The sequence below is a fragment of the Rhodococcus sp. NKCM2511 genome, assembly GCF_014905595.1.
In the GTDB taxonomy this organism is placed as follows: domain Bacteria; phylum Actinomycetota; class Actinomycetes; order Mycobacteriales; family Mycobacteriaceae; genus Rhodococcoides; species Rhodococcoides fascians.
In genome coordinates this window covers 431,480-450,565 of the sequence record NZ_BNHJ02000001.1, presented here as the reverse complement: position 1 = coordinate 450,565, position 19,086 = coordinate 431,480, and the positions used below count along the sequence as shown (strand labels likewise).

Annotated in this window: 22 protein-coding genes; 10 read left to right on the top strand and 12 right to left on the bottom strand. The window is 65.6% G+C overall.

The annotated features are described in order from the left end of the window. Nucleotides 1-34: 34 nt before the first annotated feature. The 3 genes from JLZ96_RS01910 to JLZ96_RS01900 all read right to left on the bottom strand — a co-directional run bounded on the left by JLZ96_RS01910 (nucleotide 35) and on the right by JLZ96_RS01900 (nucleotide 3,071). Complete coding sequence (locus tag JLZ96_RS01910) at nucleotides 35-1,006, bottom strand: sigma-70 family RNA polymerase sigma factor (RefSeq protein ID WP_027496878.1); 972 nt, start codon at nucleotides 1,004-1,006, stop codon at nucleotides 35-37. Nucleotides 1,007-1,175: 169 nt separating this feature from the next. After that, the gene (locus JLZ96_RS01905) at nucleotides 1,176-2,657 is read right to left on the bottom strand and encodes a class I SAM-dependent methyltransferase (protein ID WP_094621945.1); all 1,482 of its coding nucleotides are present in this window, start codon (nucleotides 2,655-2,657) and stop codon (nucleotides 1,176-1,178) included. Between the two features lie 45 nt (nucleotides 2,658-2,702). Then, the gene (locus tag JLZ96_RS01900; RefSeq protein WP_027496880.1) at nucleotides 2,703-3,071 is read right to left on the bottom strand and encodes a DUF3099 domain-containing protein; all 369 of its coding nucleotides are present in this window, start codon (nucleotides 3,069-3,071) and stop codon (nucleotides 2,703-2,705) included. Nucleotides 3,072-3,162: 91 nt separating this feature from the next. Between JLZ96_RS01900 and JLZ96_RS01895 the strand changes: the two genes are divergently transcribed. Further along, nucleotides 3,163-3,399, top strand: coding sequence for a DUF3039 domain-containing protein (locus JLZ96_RS01895; RefSeq protein ID WP_027496881.1), 237 nt, complete (start codon nucleotides 3,163-3,165; stop codon nucleotides 3,397-3,399). Nucleotides 3,400-3,437: 38 nt separating this feature from the next. On the opposite strand, the gene JLZ96_RS01890 is transcribed toward JLZ96_RS01895, so the two are convergent. Then, a complete protein-coding gene (locus tag JLZ96_RS01890; RefSeq protein ID WP_236253807.1) occupies nucleotides 3,438-4,502 on the bottom strand; it encodes a YihY/virulence factor BrkB family protein in 1,065 nt (354 codons plus the stop codon). A gap of 191 nt (nucleotides 4,503-4,693) precedes the next feature. Here JLZ96_RS01890 and JLZ96_RS01885 point away from each other — a divergent pair, with 191 nt between their 5' ends. Continuing rightward, nucleotides 4,694-6,433 carry a DEAD/DEAH box helicase gene (locus tag JLZ96_RS01885; RefSeq protein ID WP_027496883.1) on the top strand — a complete coding sequence of 580 codons (1,740 nt, stop codon included), beginning with the start codon at nucleotides 4,694-4,696 and terminating at the stop codon, nucleotides 6,431-6,433. A gap of 149 nt (nucleotides 6,434-6,582) precedes the next feature. Here JLZ96_RS01885 and JLZ96_RS01880 read toward each other — a convergent pair whose 3' ends face one another. Further along, on the bottom strand, nucleotides 6,583-6,777 hold the full coding sequence (locus JLZ96_RS01880; RefSeq protein ID WP_027496884.1) for a hypothetical protein: 195 nt from the start codon (nucleotides 6,775-6,777) through the stop codon (nucleotides 6,583-6,585). 233 nt (nucleotides 6,778-7,010) lie between these two features. On the opposite strand from JLZ96_RS01880, the gene JLZ96_RS01875 reads away from it, so the two are divergent. Together JLZ96_RS01875 and JLZ96_RS01870 are read left to right on the top strand one after the other, a co-directional pair. Further along, a complete protein-coding gene (locus JLZ96_RS01875; RefSeq protein WP_052053313.1) occupies nucleotides 7,011-7,940 on the top strand; it encodes a DMT family transporter in 930 nt (309 codons plus the stop codon). Nucleotides 7,941-8,011: 71 nt separating this feature from the next. After that, nucleotides 8,012-8,371: a DUF952 domain-containing protein gene (locus tag JLZ96_RS01870; protein WP_032370442.1), complete on the top strand. Its 360-nt coding sequence runs from the start codon at nucleotides 8,012-8,014 to the stop codon at nucleotides 8,369-8,371. Nucleotides 8,372-8,449: 78 nt separating this feature from the next. On the opposite strand, the gene JLZ96_RS01865 is transcribed toward JLZ96_RS01870, so the two are convergent. Together JLZ96_RS01865 and ppgK are read right to left on the bottom strand one after the other, a co-directional pair. Continuing rightward, entirely contained in the window at nucleotides 8,450-9,778 is a 1,329-nt protein-coding gene (locus JLZ96_RS01865; protein ID WP_201009403.1) for an RNA polymerase sigma factor, read from the bottom strand. Nucleotides 9,779-9,938: 160 nt separating this feature from the next. Continuing rightward, nucleotides 9,939-10,763, bottom strand: coding sequence for a polyphosphate--glucose phosphotransferase (ppgK, locus tag JLZ96_RS01860; RefSeq protein WP_201009402.1), 825 nt, complete (start codon nucleotides 10,761-10,763; stop codon nucleotides 9,939-9,941). Nucleotides 10,764-10,961: 198 nt separating this feature from the next. On the opposite strand from ppgK, the gene JLZ96_RS01855 reads away from it, so the two are divergent. Then, nucleotides 10,962-11,861: an inositol monophosphatase family protein gene (locus tag JLZ96_RS01855; protein ID WP_374758043.1), complete on the top strand. Its 900-nt coding sequence runs from the start codon at nucleotides 10,962-10,964 to the stop codon at nucleotides 11,859-11,861. 48 nt (nucleotides 11,862-11,909) lie between these two features. Here JLZ96_RS01855 and cei read toward each other — a convergent pair whose 3' ends face one another. Beyond that, nucleotides 11,910-12,590 carry an envelope integrity protein Cei gene (cei, locus tag JLZ96_RS01850; RefSeq protein WP_027496890.1) on the bottom strand — a complete coding sequence of 227 codons (681 nt, stop codon included), beginning with the start codon at nucleotides 12,588-12,590 and terminating at the stop codon, nucleotides 11,910-11,912. Nucleotides 12,591-13,135: 545 nt separating this feature from the next. Between cei and JLZ96_RS01845 the strand changes: the two genes are divergently transcribed. Next, on the top strand, nucleotides 13,136-13,438 hold the full coding sequence (locus tag JLZ96_RS01845) for a DUF4193 domain-containing protein (protein ID WP_027496891.1): 303 nt from the start codon (nucleotides 13,136-13,138) through the stop codon (nucleotides 13,436-13,438). Nucleotides 13,439-13,524: 86 nt separating this feature from the next. Here JLZ96_RS01845 and JLZ96_RS01840 read toward each other — a convergent pair whose 3' ends face one another. Beyond that, the gene (locus JLZ96_RS01840) at nucleotides 13,525-14,019 is read right to left on the bottom strand and encodes a DUF3093 domain-containing protein (protein ID WP_032400856.1); all 495 of its coding nucleotides are present in this window, start codon (nucleotides 14,017-14,019) and stop codon (nucleotides 13,525-13,527) included. Between the two features lie 196 nt (nucleotides 14,020-14,215). Between JLZ96_RS01840 and dut the strand changes: the two genes are divergently transcribed. Continuing rightward, complete coding sequence (gene dut, locus JLZ96_RS01835) at nucleotides 14,216-14,683, top strand: dUTP diphosphatase (RefSeq protein ID WP_027496893.1); 468 nt, start codon at nucleotides 14,216-14,218, stop codon at nucleotides 14,681-14,683. 78 nt (nucleotides 14,684-14,761) lie between these two features. Next, a complete protein-coding gene (locus tag JLZ96_RS01830) occupies nucleotides 14,762-15,589 on the top strand; it encodes a DUF3710 domain-containing protein (protein ID WP_032370445.1) in 828 nt (275 codons plus the stop codon). Between the two features lie 6 nt (nucleotides 15,590-15,595). Here JLZ96_RS01830 and JLZ96_RS01825 read toward each other — a convergent pair whose 3' ends face one another. Next, a complete protein-coding gene (locus JLZ96_RS01825) occupies nucleotides 15,596-16,306 on the bottom strand; it encodes an alpha/beta fold hydrolase (protein WP_032391623.1) in 711 nt (236 codons plus the stop codon). Nucleotides 16,307-16,473: 167 nt separating this feature from the next. On the opposite strand from JLZ96_RS01825, the gene JLZ96_RS01820 reads away from it, so the two are divergent. Beyond that, entirely contained in the window at nucleotides 16,474-16,851 is a 378-nt protein-coding gene (locus tag JLZ96_RS01820) for an OB-fold nucleic acid binding domain-containing protein (RefSeq protein WP_027496896.1), read from the top strand. Between the two features lie 73 nt (nucleotides 16,852-16,924). Next, nucleotides 16,925-17,623 (top strand): DUF3159 domain-containing protein, encoded by a 699-nt coding sequence (locus JLZ96_RS01815; RefSeq protein ID WP_051365378.1) that lies wholly within the window; start codon nucleotides 16,925-16,927, stop codon nucleotides 17,621-17,623. Here the strand turns inward: JLZ96_RS01815 and JLZ96_RS01810 are convergent. Both JLZ96_RS01810 and JLZ96_RS01805 read right to left on the bottom strand, forming a co-directional pair. Continuing rightward, nucleotides 17,597-18,256, bottom strand: coding sequence for a TrkA family potassium uptake protein (locus JLZ96_RS01810; RefSeq protein WP_032365054.1), 660 nt, complete (start codon nucleotides 18,254-18,256; stop codon nucleotides 17,597-17,599). The two genes, JLZ96_RS01815 and JLZ96_RS01810, sit on opposite strands and share 27 nt — an antisense overlap. A 49-nt stretch (nucleotides 18,257-18,305) precedes the next feature. Beyond that, nucleotides 18,306-18,971 carry a TrkA family potassium uptake protein gene (locus tag JLZ96_RS01805; RefSeq protein WP_179274946.1) on the bottom strand — a complete coding sequence of 222 codons (666 nt, stop codon included), beginning with the start codon at nucleotides 18,969-18,971 and terminating at the stop codon, nucleotides 18,306-18,308. Nucleotides 18,972-19,086: the final 115 nt, after the last annotated feature.

Here is a 19,086-nt window from a genome sequence, read left to right as displayed (position 1 = left end):
GGTCACCGTCGCTCCACCGGTCGGAGAACCGGAATCAGCTGGCGTACGAACGCAACTTCTCGGCGCGGTCACCCTGGCGAAGCTTGACCATCACCTCGCGCTCGATCTGACGCACGCGCTCGCGAGACAGTCCGAAGAGCTTGCCGATCTGATCGAGGGTGCGCGGCTGGCCGTCGTCCAAGCCGTAGCGCAGACGAATGACCTGCTGCTCACGTTCGTCGAGGGTGCCGAGCACGACGCGAACGTCGCTGTGCAGCAGCCCGGCGATGACGGCGTTCTCGGCGGACGTGGCTTCCGAGTCCTCGATGAAGTCACCCAGCGGCGCTTCCTCGTCGCTACCCACCGGCATGTCGAGGCTGACCGGATCCCGGCTGTGGTCGAGCAGATCCGCAATCTTCTCGACTGCGATGCCCGATTCACTCGACAGCTCTTCGTCGGTTGCCTCGCGTCCGAGCTGCTGATGCAGCTCCCGCTTGATCCGGGCGAGTTTGTTGACCTGCTCGACGAGGTGGACAGGGAGCCGAATCGTTCGGCTCTGATCTGCCATGCCGCGAGTGATGGCCTGACGGATCCACCACGTTGCGTAGGTCGAGAACTTGAAGCCCTTCGCGTAGTCGAACTTTTCCATGGCGCGAATCAGGCCCAGGTTGCCCTCCTGGATCAGGTCGAGCAACGGCATTCCGCGACCGGTGTAGCGCTTGGCGAGCGAGACGACCAACCGGAGGTTTGCTTCGAGCAGATGGCTGCGCGCCGCGCTTCCGTCCCGCACGATGATGGCCAGGTTGCGCTTCTTGACTGCGCTCAACCGTTTCGTGTTCTCGAGAACCTGCTTGGCGTACAGACCCGCCTCGATCCTCTTGGCCAGGTCGACCTCTTCTTCAGCCGTCAGCAACGCGGTGCGGCCGATGCCGTTGAGGTACACGCGAACGAGATCGGCTGCTGGGCTCTGGGCGTCCAGATCGGCATCGGTGGGCCGCGGACGAATCGTGGTGCTGGGGCTGGTCATGACTTGCCTCCTGGTCGGTGGTGTCTCACAGGTTCAACGCTCGGGACGCTCCGATAAGTTCCCACGCCGATCCTTGTGATACCCGCCTGACCAGGGAATACGGCGGGTCCGTCCTGAGAAGTTGCTGAGAACGTTCGCAGCGGGAACGGCAGCGCAGCCCCAGGTCCGTTCAGCGAGCCGGCAACACGAGTCCGTGCCGCACCAGACCCTGCATCAGCGTCACCGCATGCCCCGCCAGTTCGTCGGCATCCTCACCGTGCGCGGCGGCGAGCAGCTCGACCAGTTCGCCCACCGCGAGCCCATCCGGACGCAGGCCCGCCAGAAGCGCGGCACCGAGCTCGTCGACGTCGTGCTGCCACTGTGGTCCGTTTCCCCGGTGGACACGGATCGCCACTGGAGCCCAGCCCTCGTCGCCGGGAAGAAACACCCGTTCGAGCGCGGTGTTGGGGTCGAGAGTCAGTACCGAGTCGAGAATGTCGTTGTCACGGAGCCACTCGAGCCGAGAGAAATACTCGAGCGACTCGTTCCCGAGCGGGTCGGAGAACCCGTGCGTCAACTCCTCGGCGAGCAGATCCGTCGGAGAGTCCGTCTTGCGTAGATAGACGAACCCGAAACCGACGCCCTCGACACCCGCGGCGGCGAAATGATCGAGCCAGGACTGGGCCACCGCGGCCGCATCGGGGTCGCGCGGGTCCAAACCGCCGTCGCGCATCCAGGTGCCCACATACAGAGCGGGGTCTGCCACGTCACGCTCGACCACCCAGGCGTCGACGCCGTGGGCGGGAAGCCAGGACGCCACTCTCGTACGCCAGTCCTCGCCCTCGAGGTGCACCCACGACGCGAGGATGGCAGCAGTCCCACCGAGGGTGAGGTGCTCGGGTGCCTGGGCGATCATCAACGCGCTCGCGCCGTCGAGGTCGAGGCCGGAATCTCGGTACGAGTGCAGTACTTCGGCGCGTCCCACGACGAACGGGGGATTGGCGACGATTCGATCGAACGTACGTCCGGCCACCGGCTCGAACCACGAACCGTGCAGCAATTCGACGTCGAGACCGTTGAGGGCCGTCGTCGCTGCCGCCAGATCCATCGAACGCGGGCTGATGTCGGTCGCGGTCACCGTCGTTGCGTAGTCGCACGCGTGGACGGCTTGGACGCCGCATCCGGTCCCGACGTCGAGGACGGTGTCCACTGGCGAGGTCGGTGTACCGCGCAACAACGACAGCGACGCCTGGCCGACGCCGAGCACATGATCGGTGGCCGTGTCGGCGACGCGCATGCTGCCGTCGGGATCGGAGACGATCCACCGGGTTCCGTGCCCGGCGTCGAGGGGCCGGATGTCGAGCAGGGTGCGCACCGTGGATCCGGTACGAGCGAGAATGCCGGCCGAGATGGCTTCGGAGACGGTCAGCGGTGCGAGAGCGGCCGCGACCTCGTCCTCGGGGCAGTCGTCGACCAGCAGGAACAATCGCACCAAGACACCCAGATCTCCGCCGCCGAGGCTCGCATTGCGGACCGGTACCGGTTCGCTGCGTCCCAGTGCGGCGTGGGCGTCAGAGCCCAGCAACCTCAGGACGCCGTCGGCGTCGTAACCCGCGCGATCGAAGGCTTCACGGAGGGCAGCGGCGGCAGCGACCAGTGGGGACGGAAAAATCTGTGCGTTCACCGAGCAAGTGTCGCACCGCCTGTCGGCTTCCTGTCAGTCCTCGCCGGCTTCGATCACGCGGTGATTGCTCGATTCGATGGCCGGACTGTCGATGGTCCGGTAGTCGTACCGGCTCATTTCGTCCTTGGTACGCGGCGGCCGATCGTTCGCGATCAACACTGCCATCCATGGGAGCGGAATGGACAGACCGACGATCGCCATGGATATCCATGGGTTCATCCACATTCCGTATGCCAGTGCAGCGAGCACCAAGGCCGGTATGCGGAAGGACATGATGAACATGTACTTGCGGACACGCGCTTTGTGCTGCTCTTCCACCGACTGTTGCGCCTCGGTGATCAGGACGGGCCCATCCGGCGAGTCGCTGTACGCGCTTCCGTCGAACCCTGGGGTTCTCGTCATACCTCCACTGTGGCACTACCGCTCACAGATTGCATACGACGAGCTGTGCGACCGGTTCGAACACAGTGTGGCGACGGATTAATCTGTGTTCATGAGCACTCAGACGAAGGACCGTCCCGACATCGCTCCGGACGAAACCACCGACGATGACCGGCCGAAATTCTTCCATTACGTCAAGAAGAACAAGATCGCCGAAAGCGCCGTCATGGGTACCCATGTGGTAGCGCTGTGCGGCGAGGTGTTTCCGGTCACCAAGTCTGCAAAACCGGGCTCACCGGTGTGCCCGGACTGCAAAAAGGTCTACGAGGGCCTCAAGAAGGGCGAGTGACGGCTCACGTTCGACGGTGACTCCGCCGGGCCCGACCGTCACTGAGACGGTTCGGGCCGGTCGGATCGCTGCCGATCGCCGACCACTTTGATCGGGCCTGTGGCCAGACGCCGCGCTACCGCGGTCACCGGTCCCGACGGCTTGTCGTCCGCCGCTGCCTGCGCTGCGAGCCACTCACGCATTTGATCCATTCGGGTTGCTCTGGCCGGCCAGAACTCCTGGATCGTCGCGTTGAACTCGGCTCCGAGGACCACGGCGAAGCCGAGAAAGAACGTGAAGAGCAGAAACGCGATCGGAGTTGCCAGCGCACCGTAGGTGTAGCCGGTGCTGGTGACCCAGGTCAGGTACCGGCGGAGTACGGCGCTGGCAATCATGAAGAACACCCCGGCCAGCAGTGCTCCGCCGAGCAGACGATGCCAGGGCAGTGACTTGTGCAACGCCAGCTTGTACAACGTGGTCAGTCCGATGATCAGCAGCAAGCCGACGGCCGGGTAGTACAGGAAGTCGACGAGTTCGCTGCCGACGGTCAGCCACGAATCGGGCAGTATCTGCTGGACGTACACCGGTCCGAGTGCGACGAGCGGAAGCACGAACACCGCGATGATCAGGAAGCCGACGTACAGGAGCAGCGCGAAGAACCGCTGCCAGACGGGATTTCGAGCGTCGGCCTGTCCGTGTGCTTCGACGATGGAGTCCACGAACGTCGAGATCGCCGACGAGCCCGCCCACAGCGAGAGCAGAAAGCCGACCGAGACGATTTCGCCACTGCCCTGTGCGAGTACGTCTCGGACGGTCGGCGCGATGATCTGATCGACGACACTGCTGCTGAAGAGCGTGTTGCTGAAGGTGATGATCTTCGACTCGATGATGTCGACGGTGTTGGGGCCGAACCATCCTCCGACGAAACCGAGACTGCCCAGCACCCCGAGCAGAAGGGGCGGTAGCGACAGCGTCTGCCAGAAGGCGGCGGTCGCGGCCTTGCTGAAGATCGAATCGTCCCAGGCCTTGCCGAGCGTGCGCAGAGTCACTTTCCACACCGCACGTAGCGGGTTTCTCGCCGACAATCGCGGCGGCGTGGGAGTTGGGCCTGCAGACTCGCTCATGGTGCCTCCAGCATTCCTGACCGATGCCGACTTCGCCTAACGACCGACGCGCCGTGTCGCGTCCGACATCACCCCAGCGATGCGGGATCCGTCGGTACGGAGCGATAGGCTCCTCGGCGGACACTGCAGGGCTACCGAGAGCGCGAGGAATTTACATCGATGCCAGGAACCGGCGGCCAGTGAGCGCTGACATGTTCGATCCCACACCACCATCCACCGATCAGACGGCTGCGCCCGTCGCCGGCGGGGCACCTCTACGTGCCTGGCAGCGACGCGCGCTGACGAAGTATCTCGTCGCCTCGCCCAAGGACTTCCTGGCGGTGGCGACCCCGGGTGCAGGTAAGACCACGTTCGCCCTGCGCGTCGCCGCCGAACTGCTCGCGCACCGCACCGTCGATCAGGTGACGGTGGTGGCACCCACCGAGCACCTCAAGCATCAGTGGGCCGAGTCGGCGGCGCGGGTGGGCATCGCGTTGGACTCACGCTTCTCCAACTCGACCGGGCAGACCTCGAGTGACTACCACGGTGTGGTGGTGACCTACGCCCAGATCGCCTCGCATCCGTTCAAGCACCGAGTGCGCACGGAGGCCCGCAAGACTCTGGTGATCCTCGACGAGATCCACCACGGTGGTGACGCGAAGAGCTGGGGCGAGGGCATCCGCGAAGCGTTCGGCGACGCCACCCGACGCCTTGCGTTGACGGGTACTCCGTTCCGCAGTGACGACAGTCCCATTCCGTTCGTCAATTACGAACCGGATCAGGACGGCCTGATGCGGTCGAAGGCCGATCACGCGTACGGCTACTCCGACGCCCTCGCCGACGGAGTCGTTCGCCCGGTCGTCTTCCTCGCGTATTCCGGGGAGGCACGGTGGCGGGACAGCGCAGGCGAGGAGTACACCGCTCGGTTGGGCGAGCCGCTGAATGCGGAACAGACCGCACGGGCGTGGCGTACCGCCCTCGACCCACAGGGCGACTGGATGCCCGCGGTGCTGTTGGCTGCGAACACACGATTGGCACAGTTGCGGTCGGGCGGTATGCCCGACGCAGGTGGTCTCGTGATCGCGACCGACCAGACGGTGGCGCGGGCCTACGCCAAGCTGATCGAGGTGATCACGGGGGAGACGCCGACCCTCGTCCTCTCCGACGACCCCACATCCTCGGCTCGTATCGCCGAGTTCGGCAAGAGTGATCAGCGGTGGATGGTTGCCGTTCGCATGGTGTCCGAGGGTGTCGACGTTCCGCGTCTCGCCGTCGGCGTCTACGCCACCAGTGCATCCACTCCGCTGTACTTCGCGCAGGCGATCGGCCGTTTCGTGCGATCACGCCGCAAGGGCGAGACGGCGAGCGTCTTCCTGCCGTCGGTACCGGTCCTGCTCGACCTCGCCTCACAGCTCGAGGCTCAGCGCGACCATATTCTCGGCAAGCCCCACCGCGAGAAGGACGGCTTCGACGACGAGCTGCTGGCCGACGCCAACAAGCAGAAGGACGAGCTGGGCGAGGAAGAGAAGGCGTACACCTCCCTCGGCGCGGATGCCGAGCTCGATCAGGTGATCTACGACGGGTCCTCGTTCGGGACCGCGACGTTCTCGGGCAGCGACGAAGAAGCCGACTATCTCGGGCTCCCCGGCCTGCTCGACGCGACGCAGATGCGCGACCTGCTTCGCCAGCGTCAGCAGGAGCAGATCGACAAACCCGCTGCGGGCCCGGCGGTCCCCGCGCCTGCCGTCGTCAACGACAGGGCCACCAGTGCCGGCCAGTTGGCCGGCCTGAGGCGGGAATTGAACAGTTTGGTTGCGGTGTACCACCACCGGACGGGGAAGCCGCACGGCGTCATTCACGGCGATCTGCGTCGAATCTGCGGTGGCCCGCCGACGGCGATGGCATCGGCGGAGCAGCTGGGTGAGCGAATCGCACAGTTGCGCAAGATGTAGCACCCGACGGACGAGTGCTGCCGGCGGACTGTGCCGGTGACACGACAACGACGGACGGTCCAGAGACCGTCCGTCGTTGTGATCGTGCGTTGATGCAGTTGTATCGGTACAGCTGTGGCGAACTGGCGTCCCCCGACGAGTCGGTGGGGTTACACCGTGGAGTCCGATTCGGTCATCACCGTTGCGTTCACTTCACGCAAGCGGGCTTCGTGCTCGGTGGCGTGGTGACCGCAGAAGAGAAGCTCTCCACCGGTCGAGAGCACGACACGCGCGCGAGCCCCTGCACCGCACCGGTCGCACCGGTCCGCTGCTGTCAATTGTGGGCTGGTCAATGTTCCGGGCATGACTCCTCCGTACTGGCTTGCGGGTATGTCCCGTTCGCCTGGGGCCGGTCCGCCGCGTCGGTATGGCGCGGTTCGTTCACTCTGTCAGACGTATGGCGGTCACGCGTTGTTCCCGAGCGCGTTTCTTTGTGTTGTCACTAACACGAAACATGTCCTACGAGCAGGAACGCCGTGGATCCTGTTCGCTGACAGCTGATACGGAATGGGACGGGTGGCGGCAGTAGGGTCCCGGTGTGGCTTCGACTTCTTCTTCACTGTCCGGCGCTTCGAGGCTGGGTATCCCGTCGCTGTTCGTGATCGGTGCCGTATGCATGTACGTCGGTGCGGCCATCGGAGTGTTCCTGTTCGACACGGTGAACCCGGCTGCGGTGGCCTGGCTGCGGGGCTTCGGTGCCGCTGTCGTCCTGATCGCCTGGCGCAGGCCGTGGCGTCGACGCGGCGGTGCCGGATCCGCATGGACGGTACGACGCGCGGTGACCGCTGCCGCGTTCGGAGCGGCCACCATCGGCATGAACGTGATGTTCTACGAGGCCATCGCTCGGCTGCCCCTGGGTGCGGCGGTCGCCATCGAATTTCTGGGCCCGATCGTCGTCGCCGCAGCAGGATCTCGGAAGCTCACCGATGCACTCGCGGTCGTTCTGGTGGTCGCCGGCGTTGCTGCCATCGCGTCGGCTCAGTTCGAGGGCGGCGAGGTGGGATTGATCGGAATCGCGTTCGCGCTCGGTTCGGCGGCTCTGTGGGCGGCGTACATCGTGCTGGGCAAGTCCGTGGCCGACGCCGGGCAGGGGCTCGACGACATGGCCGCCGGTTTCGGAATCGCATCGGTGGTTCTCGCCGTGCCGCTGTTCGCACCGTTCGCATTCGCGCACACCGACGTTCTGAGCGACTGGCGCATCTGGGTTCTGGGCCTGGGCGTCGGATTGCTGTCGAGCGTCGTTCCGTACGTTCTCGACCAGTACGTCCTGGTCCGAGTGGGTCGGGCTCGCTTCGCGTTGCTGTTGGCGTTGCTGCCCGCGACCGCGACTGTCGTCGGTGCCGTGGTGCTGACCCAGGTGCCGACGCTGCTCGAGTCCCTGGGAATCCTTGCCGTCATCGCCGCAGTGGTGCTCGGCGGCCTGCCGGGCCGAACGCGCGGTGGGGCACCCACGCTGCCCCCGCCCTGACTTCCAGGACACGGCTCGGGGACGCGCGGGGTAGGGGACACGAGGCCCCGAGAACCCGGCACAATGGCGGTGTGACCGAACGAACCGACGTCCTCGTACATTTGTGCACCACGGAGGAGTGGTCGAGAATCCGGGGCGGTACCGAGTACACGCCGGAGTCGTTCGCCGAACTGGGTTTCGTTCACCTCTCCACGCCCGAGCAGGTGCATCTGCCCGCGAACCGGCTCTTCCCAGGACGCACCGATCTGGTGCTGCTGGCGCTGGACCCAGCGCGGTTGAGTGCGCCGGTGCAGTGGGAGCCGGGTGTGCCGTCCGACCCGCAGTCGATGCTGTTTCCGCACCTGTACGGACCGCTACCGCTCGAGGCCGTCACTGCCGCCGTCGAGTACCGACCGGGGCCCGCCGGGGATTTCGGGACGCCCGTGCTCTGACCGAAAGCCTGGCAGTCGCCAGCAACGACAAGCGACCGCCGATCCGAAGATCGACGGTCGCTTGTCGTTCGAAGATTGTCAGTCCAGGTAGTCGCGCAGAACCTGGGACCGCGACGGGTGCCGCAGCTTCGACATCGTCTTGGACTCGATCTGACGAATTCGCTCGCGGGTGACTCCGTACACCTGCCCGATCTCGTCGAGGGTGCGGGGCTGTCCATCGGTGAGGCCGAACCGCAGGCGAACCACGCCTGCTTCGCGCTCGGAGAGCGTCTCGAGCACCGACTGAAGCTGATCCTGCAGAAGCGTGAACGACACCGCGTCGACCGCGACGACAGCCTCGGAGTCCTCGATGAAGTCCCCGAGCTGGCTGTCACCCTCATCACCGATGGTCTGGTCGAGGGAAATCGGCTCGCGAGCGTACTGCTGGATCTCCAGCACCTTCTCGGGCGTGATGTCCATCTCCTTGGCGAGTTCCTCCGGAGTGGGCTCGCGGCCCAGATCCTGCAGGAGCTCACGCTGGATGCGTCCGAGCTTGTTGATGACCTCGACCATGTGCACCGGGATACGAATGGTCCGGGCCTGGTCTGCCATGGCACGGGTGATGGCCTGGCGGATCCACCAGGTGGCGTACGTCGAGAACTTGTAGCCCTTGGTGTAGTCGAACTTCTCGACTGCGCGGATCAGACCCAGGTTGCCCTCCTGGATGAGATCCAGGAACGCCATGCCGCGGCCCGTGTAGCGCTTGGCCAGCGAGACGACGAGGCGGAGGTTTGCCTCGAGCAGGTGGTTCTTGGCGCGGTTGCCGTCACGGCAGATCCAGGTCATGTCACGCCGCTGGGCGACGGGGAGCTTCTCGCCCTTCTCCGCGGACTCGCGCATCTTCTCGACGGCGAACAGTCCTGCCTCGATGCGCTTGGCGAGCTCGACCTCTTCCTCGGCGTTGAGGAGGGCGACCTTGCCGATCTGCTTGAGGTACGCGCGAACCGAGTCCGCTGATGCGGTGAGCTCGGCGTCCTTGCGGGCCTGACGCAGCGCCTCGGATTCCTCTTCGTCCCAGACGAAGTCGCCCGACGCCTTGTCCTCGGCGGTCGGCTCGCTCGTTGCGTCCTCTTCGGTGTCGTCGCCTGCGGCGACGACCTCTACGACGTCGTTCGCTGCGGCGGCAAGATCACCTTCGGAGATGTCGATGTCTTCGATTCCCGGGGTGCTCTCGTCGACGTCATCGCCGGTGGCGGGAGCTGCTGTCTTCTTCGCTGCGGCCTTCTTGGCCGGTGCCTTCTTGGCGGCGGCGCGTTTGGCCGGTGCCTTCTTAGCCGGTGCCTTCGCGGCGGGTGCCTTGACAGCAGGTTCAGGTGCCGCAGTTCCAGGTTCGGAATCTACGGTCTGACGGATATCGGTGGCTGCCACGTACGCCCTTTCGTGACGAAGTCGTGCGGCGTCACGCCAGAGTTGTTTCCGGCGGAGAGGTCTTCGGATTCGGCCGGCTGCGTACCGGCACACACCATTGTAACGACCTCTCAGGAGTTTGTTACCTACCCTCGTCCTTCGCAGGTGGCGACACCGCGTGTCAGTGCGGAGATCCAGCCGATGTACCGGTCTCGGCGGACGCGACGGCACTGTCCGCAGCGAGGGCCGCTCCGACGATCCCCGCCGTGTTCAGCAGGGTCGCGGGGACCACCGGAGTTCGGTTGGTCAGGTGGGGAATCCACTTCTCGCTCTTGCGACTGATTCCGCCACCGGCGATGAACAGGTCGGGCCACAGCAGCGCCTCGAACGTTGCGAGCACGGTGGAGACCTCTTTGGCCCATTCCTTGTAGGACAGCCCCTTGTTCTCCTTCACCGAGGACGCCGCGCGATGCTCGGCTTCCTTGCCACCGATCTCCATGTGTCCGAACTCGGTGTTCGGCAGCAGAACTCCGTTGTGCAGAACGGCGGAACCGATGCCGGTGCCGAACGTGAGCAGAACGACGACCCCGTCCTTGCCCTTGCCGCCGCCGTACTTGTCCTCGGCGACCCCGGCGGCATCCGCGTCGTTGAGGACGGTGATGTTCTCGTTTCCGACGGCCTTCGCGAACAATGCTCGCGCATCGGTGTCGATCCAGCTCTTGTCGATGTTCGCGGCCGAACGAGCCACACCGTTGGTGACCACCGCGGGCAGAGTGACGCCGATCGGTCCGGTCCACTCGAAATGAGCGACGATCTCGGCCACGGTCCGCGCGACGGCGTCGGGGGTCGAGGGCTGAGGCGTCTCGATCTTGTAGCGATCGCCCACGAGCTCACCGGTGTTCAGGTCGACGATGCCGCCCTTGATGCCGCTGCCACCGACGTCGACGCCGAACCCGTGACGCTCGGCCGTCGCCGCGGTGCTGTTGTCCGAACCTGGCTGTGTCATGTCGATGCCGCTCCTGGCCTGATCGAATTCGTGTGTGCCGTCGCTTCGGAACAATAGTGCCGTCCGTTCGCCGGCGTGACGCCGACGCTGCAGCGGACGGCTCGCCGAGTGCCGCGGTGGTGCCGCGCCGCCGAAGTGTGTTGCGATGTACGCGTGCCGAAACATGACGGAACGCAGACCCACACCGCCACTGAGCAATTGCCGCAGACGCCGGCAACCGTAGAACGGTCGGATACCGAACCGACGACACGTGATGTGGAGGCACTGCGCGGGGTCGCCGTTCGGGTTGCCACGGAGGCAGCCGAACACGTGCGAACGCGTCGTCCGCAGGTGTTCGGTGGCAGTCCCGCTGCGGAGGCAGCTGCCGTGCAGTCCAAGAGCACACCGACCGATCCGGTCACCGTCGTGGACACCGAAACCGAACGTGTTCTTCGTGAATTGTTGGCGCAGCTGCGTCCCACCGATTCCGTCCTCGGTGAGGAGGAAGGTGGCGGAGACGAATCCGTCGACGGAGTTCGGTGGGTGCTGGATCCGATCGACGGAACCGTCAATTTCATGTACGGCATTCCCGCGTACGCGGTCTCTGTTGCGGTGCAGATCGACGGAGTGAGCGTGGCAGGGGCCGTCGTCGACGTGGCCCGCGATGTGGTCTATTCGGCCGCGCAGGGGCATGGGGCGACGGCTCGGTACGCAGACGGTCGTATCGAACGGCTGCAGTGTTCGGGTGTGACCGAATTGTCGATGACGTTGTTGGCCACCGGATTCGGGTACGGATCACGACGCCGCGCGGCGCAGGGCGCGATCATCGCCGAACTGCTTCCGAAGGTGCGAGATATTCGCCGAATCGGTTCTGCAGCACTGGATCTGTGCATGGTCGCGTCCGGTGCCGTCGACGCACACTTCGAGCACGGGCTCAGCCCGTGGGACTGGGCGGCGGGGTCGCTGATCGCTGCCGAGGCCGGAGCCCTCGTCGATGTGCCCGCAGCGACGTCGTCGAGTGCGGACGGGGTCGTCACCGTGGCGATGGCCCCGGGAATCGCCGAACCCCTGACTGCCGCCCTACGACTCGTCGGCGCACTCGATCCGATTCCGAGCTGACGGACTGGCCCGACTCAGTAGCGCGATCGTCTCAGCAGCGCGATCGACTCAGCAACGAGACTGACGCGCGGCGGCGAGCAGATCGGGGTCGAGGGGCTGCGGCGCGGCACCGGGTGCTGCGCCCGCCAGCGTGCGTAGCACTTCCTCTGCGTCGTCGTTCGGCTGAATCTCGCTGAAGTAGGTGCCGAGTGCCAGATCCACCGAGTCGTCGGTTCTCGAGTCCTCGATGAGTTCTGCACACGGTGCGAGGAGCCACACTGCGCTCGCGGCACCGATACCCGCGGATCCGAATCGGATCTGGCCCTGGCACTGCATGTTCTGGTCGACGTAGACGGGATCGTTGCCCACCTGCACGTCCGGAGCACTCGCGAAGCCGTAGTCACTGAGCTGAGCCGCCACGTGTGCAGCTTGGCCGCGTTCGCCGTTGGCGTTGAACACTCGTACCTTCGATGCCGACAGGGCGGCAGGCTCGACGTCGAGAAGTGTCGTCGGGTCGACTTCCTCGCCGAGGGCAACCGGCTGCGTTCCGTCGGTGGCAGCGGTCGTGGTCGGGGTGTTGCATTCGGCAGTGGCCGATGTCGTCTCGGTGGTGGTGAACACCTTGACCCACACGACCACGGCGAGCAGAGCGAGTACTGCGAACACGGCGATGATCGGAAGTGCGCGGCGTCGACGGAACGGACGGCCGCGGTCGTCGACCGGCTGGCCTTCGGTGATCAGAGAAACCACAGTGATTCTTCGCCTTTCCGTCGGCAGTCGCCGAGACCGGTACACGGAGTCGGTTCACACCGACGCGTGCCTACTGTAGATGCCCGCGGTCCTCGGCGACGGCACACTCGGCCGCGAGCTCGCCGAAAGCAGTGCCCGCGACCCGTTTGCACCGCGAAAACCAGCAGCAGAACTGCTTCTGCGGACTGCGGAATGAAGCCGGTGATCTCGGTGTTGATGCGGCGTGCACGGAGGCAATCAAGTGATCGGCGATTCGGTTTCGGCTTTGGGGTCGGCGTCGGCTATTGTCTGGCGGCCGCAGTGCTTAAGAAACAGAAAGCTGCCGGTGAATCGTCGATCAGGTGAGCGAAATCTCGATCGAGTTTCAACCGGCGGAATTCGGGAACTACCCGGTGTAGTTTCCGGCACCGCGTGATGAACCTGTTCGATCGAGAATCAAATCGGTGGGAGCGAGCAAGCGCCCTCTTCACAGCCGACGGCCACAAGCCGACCACACCGGCAGCTTCCACCACACACACGTACGAAGATGAGGGGTTACGAGAACAATGGCAACCGATTACGACGCTCCGAGAAGAACAGAATCCGACGACGTCTCGGAGGACTCTCTCGAAGAACTGAAGGCTCGCCGCAACGAGGCGCAGTCCGCAGTCGTCGACGTGGACGAGTCAGACACCGCCGAGTCCTTCGAGCTCCCGGGTGCCGACCTGTCCGGCGAAGAGCTTTCGGTCCGGGTGGTTCCCAAGCAGGCGGACGAATTCACCTGTTCGAGCTGCTTCCTGGTGCACCACCGCAGTCGACTGGCCAGCGATGCCAACGGCGTCCTCATGTGCCGGGACTGCGCTGCCTGATCGACGGCAAGCCCTGATCGAGGGCAGGCGATGCCCGGCCGAGCGGCCGGGCAGTGAGGTTTCGCAGCGAGAGCCCGACGGCTGGGTCAGCGAGCTTCCACGCCGTGGGCACTGAGCACGGCGAGTAGATCCTCCGGCCGCTTGGTGCTGATCAACCAGTAGGGCGTCGGGTCGTCCGGGTCGTCCAGTACGACGATCACCATCTGTTTCACCCAGGTGCGGTGCTGTACGAAGGCAAGCGGGTCCAGCTGCCTTCCCAGCGCCGCACTTTTTGCTGTCGCGGGCACCACGGCTGCCTTGGACGCGACATCGAGAGGCAGATGCGCTTTGCCGACCCGTAGTTCGAGGCCGGCGGACGACGACTCGGCCGAGTCCGAGCTCGGATCGGTGGCCACCACCTGCACACGTAGCCTGCTGAACGCCACCAGAGCCCAGGCGACCAGTGGCAGGAGCAACACGTAGGGCAGCCAGGCGCGAACACCGGGGGCACCCATGTGTACTTCCGCTGCGAGTAGTACCGCCAGCGCTGCGCCGGCCACCCACCACCAGAGGGGTACCCACAGTCGTTCGGCGTAGAGCACCGACTCCGAGCCGGGGGAACCGGCACGCGAGGTGGGGTCGTCGGACTCGGGGTTCGCCCTATCGGCCTGTCGATCTGCAGTCACCCCACCCAGGGTAGTCGCCGCGCCGACGGCGAAGCAGATCAGCGTAGTCTCGTTCGACGTGAGTGACGAAGTCATCGAGTCCCGCAACACGCTTTCCGGCGACCAGCTCGAGGTGCCCCCGGACCGCCCCGGGGAGGTTCGACTTCGCCGGTTGGACCCAGATCTACCGGTTCCCACGCGTGCGCACGAGGGTGACGCGGGTGTGGATCTGCGGATCACCGCCCCAGTGACGATCGCTCCCGGCGAACGGGTTCTCGTGGGCACGGGGATTGCGGTGGCCTTGCCCCTCGGGATGGTGGGGCTGATCCACCCGCGCTCGGGCCTGGCGGCCAAATCGGGACTGTCGGTCGTCAACACCCCTGGCACCATCGACGCTGGATACCGCGGGGAGATCAAGGTCTGCTTGATCAACCACGATCTCCGGACGCCCATCGTGCTCGATCGCGGCGATCGAATCGCTCAGTTGGTGGTGCAGCGCGTCGAATTGGTCGAGTTCGTCGAAGTGGATCGACTCGACGACACCGTTCGAGGGGACGGCGGTCACGGTTCGACCGGCGGACATGCGAGTCTGGTGCAGTGACGTCCTACGTAGTGCGTCTGTCGCGACGGTCGTCGGTGTACAGCGAACTGAATGCAACCGAGAAGAAGAGAGCTGAACATGTTCGGACGGCGTAAGAAGAACGACGCCGGCAGTGCCTCCGCGTCCAGCGCGGAGCCATTCGTCGACGGCCGCGACGACGACAACGACGATGCGACCGCGGACACCACCGTCGAGGGGCCCCACGATCTCGGTGATCTGGACGAGGATCGCGAGAGCGTTGCGGCGAACCGGCTGGATCTCGGCTCGGTGTTGATCCCTCTCCCCGAGGGCGGGCAACTGCAGGTCGAGATGTCTCAGGCGGGCAGCCCGCAGGCAGTACACATCGTCACCCAGTTCGGGCGCATCACCATCGCCGCCTACGCTGCCCCGAAGTCTCCGGGGCAGTGGCGCGAGGTGGCGGCCGATCTGGCGACATCGCTCCGCAACGACAAGGCCGAGACGACCGTGGAGACCGGGCCGTGGGGCCGCGAGTTGGTCGGTGTCACCGCCAACGCCGATCTGCGCTTCATCGGTGTCGACGGGTATCGCTGGATGGTTCGATGCGTCCTCGCCGGGCCGTCGGGCGCGGTGGCGGAGGGGCAGCCCCTGGTCCAGCTCGCGCACTCGATTCTGCGACAGACCGTCGTCGACCGCGGCACCGATCCACACCCGGTGCGTACTCCGTTGCCGGTGGTTCTGCCGCAGGTGTTGGCCGAGCAACTGGCGGCTGCTGCGCAGCAGCAAGCAGCGCAGCAGGCCGCGCCGGCGCAGCCTGCTGCCCCTGATGCGAACACCGATGCGGCGCAGCAGCAGTCGATTCCGCAACCGGACGCCGAACAACCCGGTGCCGAGCGCGCTCCGCGCCGCGGGGCGTCCGGATCGGCGATTCAGCAACTGGGGGGCTGATCGGCGTCAGCCGTCGAGTGCCGCGGTCAGAGCGTCGACGGCTTCTCGGCCCAGGACCCCCGGGTCGAGTCCGATATCCGTCAATGTCACGGTCCGCAGTACGCCTCTCGGTAGGGCGCGAGCCCACTGCTCCGCCACCGCGATCGGATGCACCGGGTCGTCCACCGCGCCGACCACGACGGTCGGCGCGTCGATCCGCGCGAGACGGTCCAATTCCGGGCCTCGGTACGAGGCCGCCTCGTCCAGCGCGCGGGGGAGTGCCGGCCACTGCGACGCCCAGGATCGCGCCAGGGTGCGCGCGAGCCATTCTGGGCTCGACTCGGCCATGGTCGCCGTGACGCTGTCGAGCCCGTGTTCGCGAAGCGACCCAGCCGTGAACCGTGCACTCAGTGCAGCCGGTGAGCCGGTGGGATCGCCCGTCCACGCCGGCAGCGCCAGCGCCAACGCGACGACACTCGAGCGGTTGCGTTCGGCCCAGTGCGCCGCGACGGCTGCACCCAGCGAGATTCCGGCGACCACGACGGGACCGTGCGCGCGTACAGCGTCGTCGAGGGCACCGAGGTAGCTCCTCACCACGCCGGTCGGGTCGGGTTCCACGGCGACAGTGGTCAATCCCACAACGTCGAACGCCTGCCCGAATGCCTCCTGCGCGAACTGCGCGTCCGATCCCGTCCCCGGTAGAACGATCGCGGTGGAGGTCTCGAATCGGGTGTGCACGAGACGATTGTGCACGCCCCCGTTCGACGGCGTGGCGGTGGTTGGTCAGCGCGCCGGATCGGGTCTACAGTGGCGAAGTACCAGCTATGACGAGGGAAACTCCCAGGTCGCCGCAACTGCTCCCAGGAGTGGAGCTGCGAGACGACCCCCACCCGCAGGAGCGCACAATGGCACCCGCTGCCGCAGGATACTTTCGCCGTTTGACGCGAAAGTTGACCGAGGACATCGATCAGCTCGACGCCGAGGAGATGGCCGAATCCTCCGAAGCGTCCGGAGCCCGACGCGCCTGCGATTGCTCGCGTGGCGAAGAGGTCACGATGTTGGGTCGTCTACGCAGCGTCGAAGCGTGTTCCAAGGCCGCGAACGCCAACATCGAAGCGGAGTTCTTCGACGGCACCGACACAGTGACTCTCCTGTGGATCGGCCGGCGCAAGATTGCCGGAATCGAGCCGGGCAAGACGGTCCTGGTGCGTGGCCGGGTCGGCGAACGCGATGGGCGCAAGATCGTCTACAACCCGTACTACGAACTGCGCGACGACAACTGATCGTCCCCGGTATGGCACTCTCGTTCTCGTGACGAACAGCGACGATGCAGTGCCGCACCCGAGAACGTCGAGCATGCCGGAACCGGTACCCGACACGTCGACGCCGGACGCCGTGAAGACCGCCGCCCCCACCGTGCTCGAGCAGCTCGGCGGTGTGAGCGGATTGGTGTATTCCACACTGCCCGTGGTCGTCTTCGTCCCGTTCAACAGCTACTTCGGCCTGTCGGTCGCTCTGTGGGCGGCGTTGGGTGTCGCCGCGGCCGTTCTGGTGTGGCGGCTGGTACGCCGCAGCCCGATACAACCGGCCATCTCCGGATTCTTCGGCGTCGGCATCTGCGCTTTCATCGCGTACCGCACCGGGGACGCCAAGGGCTACTTCCTGTTCGGCATCTATACATCACTCGTCTACGGCGGGGCGTTCGTGCTGTCGGTTCTCGCCCGGTGGCCGCTCGTCGGCGTCATCTGGGGTTACCTCAACGGCAAGGGAACGTCGTGGCGTCGGGAGCGGTCTGCGGTTCGTTACTACGACGTGGCCACCATCGCCTGGGCGTCGGTGTTCGCTGCGCGCTACATCGTTCAGTCCCAGCTCTACGACTCGGACCAGACCGGCTGGCTCGCGGTGGCACGGATCGGGATGGGGTGGCCCCTGACCGGCGTAGCCCTACTGGTGACTCTGTGGGCGGTGCGTCAGGCAGATCGAGCGCTCGACCTCGCATCGAACGACGAACAGGCCGACGAGCTGCCGTCAGGTCAGACCGACCGCAGCACGTAGTTCGTCCTCCACCTCTTTCGCCGCGACGAAGAGCAACTCGTCACCGCCTTCGAGCGGATCGTCGTGCTGCGGAACGATGACACGGCCACCGCGAAGAATCGTCACCAGTGCTGCGTCCCGCGGTAGCTGGAGCTTGCGTACCGGCTTGCCCGCCAGGGGCGTGTTCTCGGGCAGAGTGATTTCCACGAGATTTGCCTGTCCCTTGCGGAACGTCATCAGGTGGACCAGATCGCCTACCGACACGGCCTCCTCCACCAGTGACGCCAGCATGCGTGGGGTCGAGACTGCGACATCGACACCCCAGGCTGCATCGAAGAGCCATTCGTTTCTGGGGTCGTTGACGCGGGCCACCACGCGGTTCACGCCGAACTCGGTTTTGGCCAGCAAGCTGAGCACCAGGTTCGCCTTGTCGTCGCCGGTAGCGGCGATCACCACGTCGTAGTTCTCGAGATGGGCGGCCTCGAGCAGACTCAACTCACAGGCGTCCGCGAGCACCCATTCGGCCTCGGGTACCGCGGCCTGATCGACGTGGTCGAGTTTGCGTTCGAGGAGCATCACCTCGTGCTCGCTTCGGATCAACTCGCGTGCAATGGATCTGCCGACTGCGCCGGCACCGGCGATGGCGACTTTCATGGCTTCCCGTTCGGGTCGATGGGGGAGGAGAACAACGTACGGGCGAGCATCAGTCGTCCGACGGCGGCGGATTGCCGGCCAATGCGATGGCCTCGGCGACGGTCCCGGAGACGGCAGCGACGTACACCTCGTCGCCTGCCTGGATCACGGTGCGCTTGTCGGGCAGCAGTCCGGTGCCGAAACGGATGACGAACGCGGCCCGCGACCGGGTCGCATCCTCGAGTACCGACAGTTTCTTGCCGATCCACGCATCGTGGAAGTCGAGCAGCACCACCGCGACGCTCCCGGACGGATCTCGCCACTTGGTGGTGGGGTCGTCCCGCAGAAGATTGTGCAGAAACCGGTCGGTCGCCCACGGCACGGTGGCCACGGTCGGGATACCGAGGCGCTCGTACACGGCGGCGCGTTTGGCGTCGTAGATCCTGGCGACGACCTTCTCGACGCCGAACGTCTCGCGCGCGACGCGCGCGGAAATAATGTTGGAATTGTCACCGGAGGATACGGCTGCGAATGCCTCCGCCTTTTCGATTCCGGCGCGCATCAACACATCTCGGTCGAATCCCATACCGACTACTCGATGCCCGCCGAAGTCGGGGTCGAGGCGCAGAAACGCGGTTTCGTCGCGGTCGATGATCGCCACCTCGTGCCCGATGCGCTCGAGCGCTCCGGCCAGCGATGCGCCGACACGGCCACACCCCATCACAACTACGTACAACGCCCAGCTCCGTCCCGATCTCGATTGCCGACCAACACTGCCGACGACATTGCCACCGTGTGCATGCGAGCACCAACGTATCGGGGATTCGTCACCGGCTCGACCGTGGGTGGGC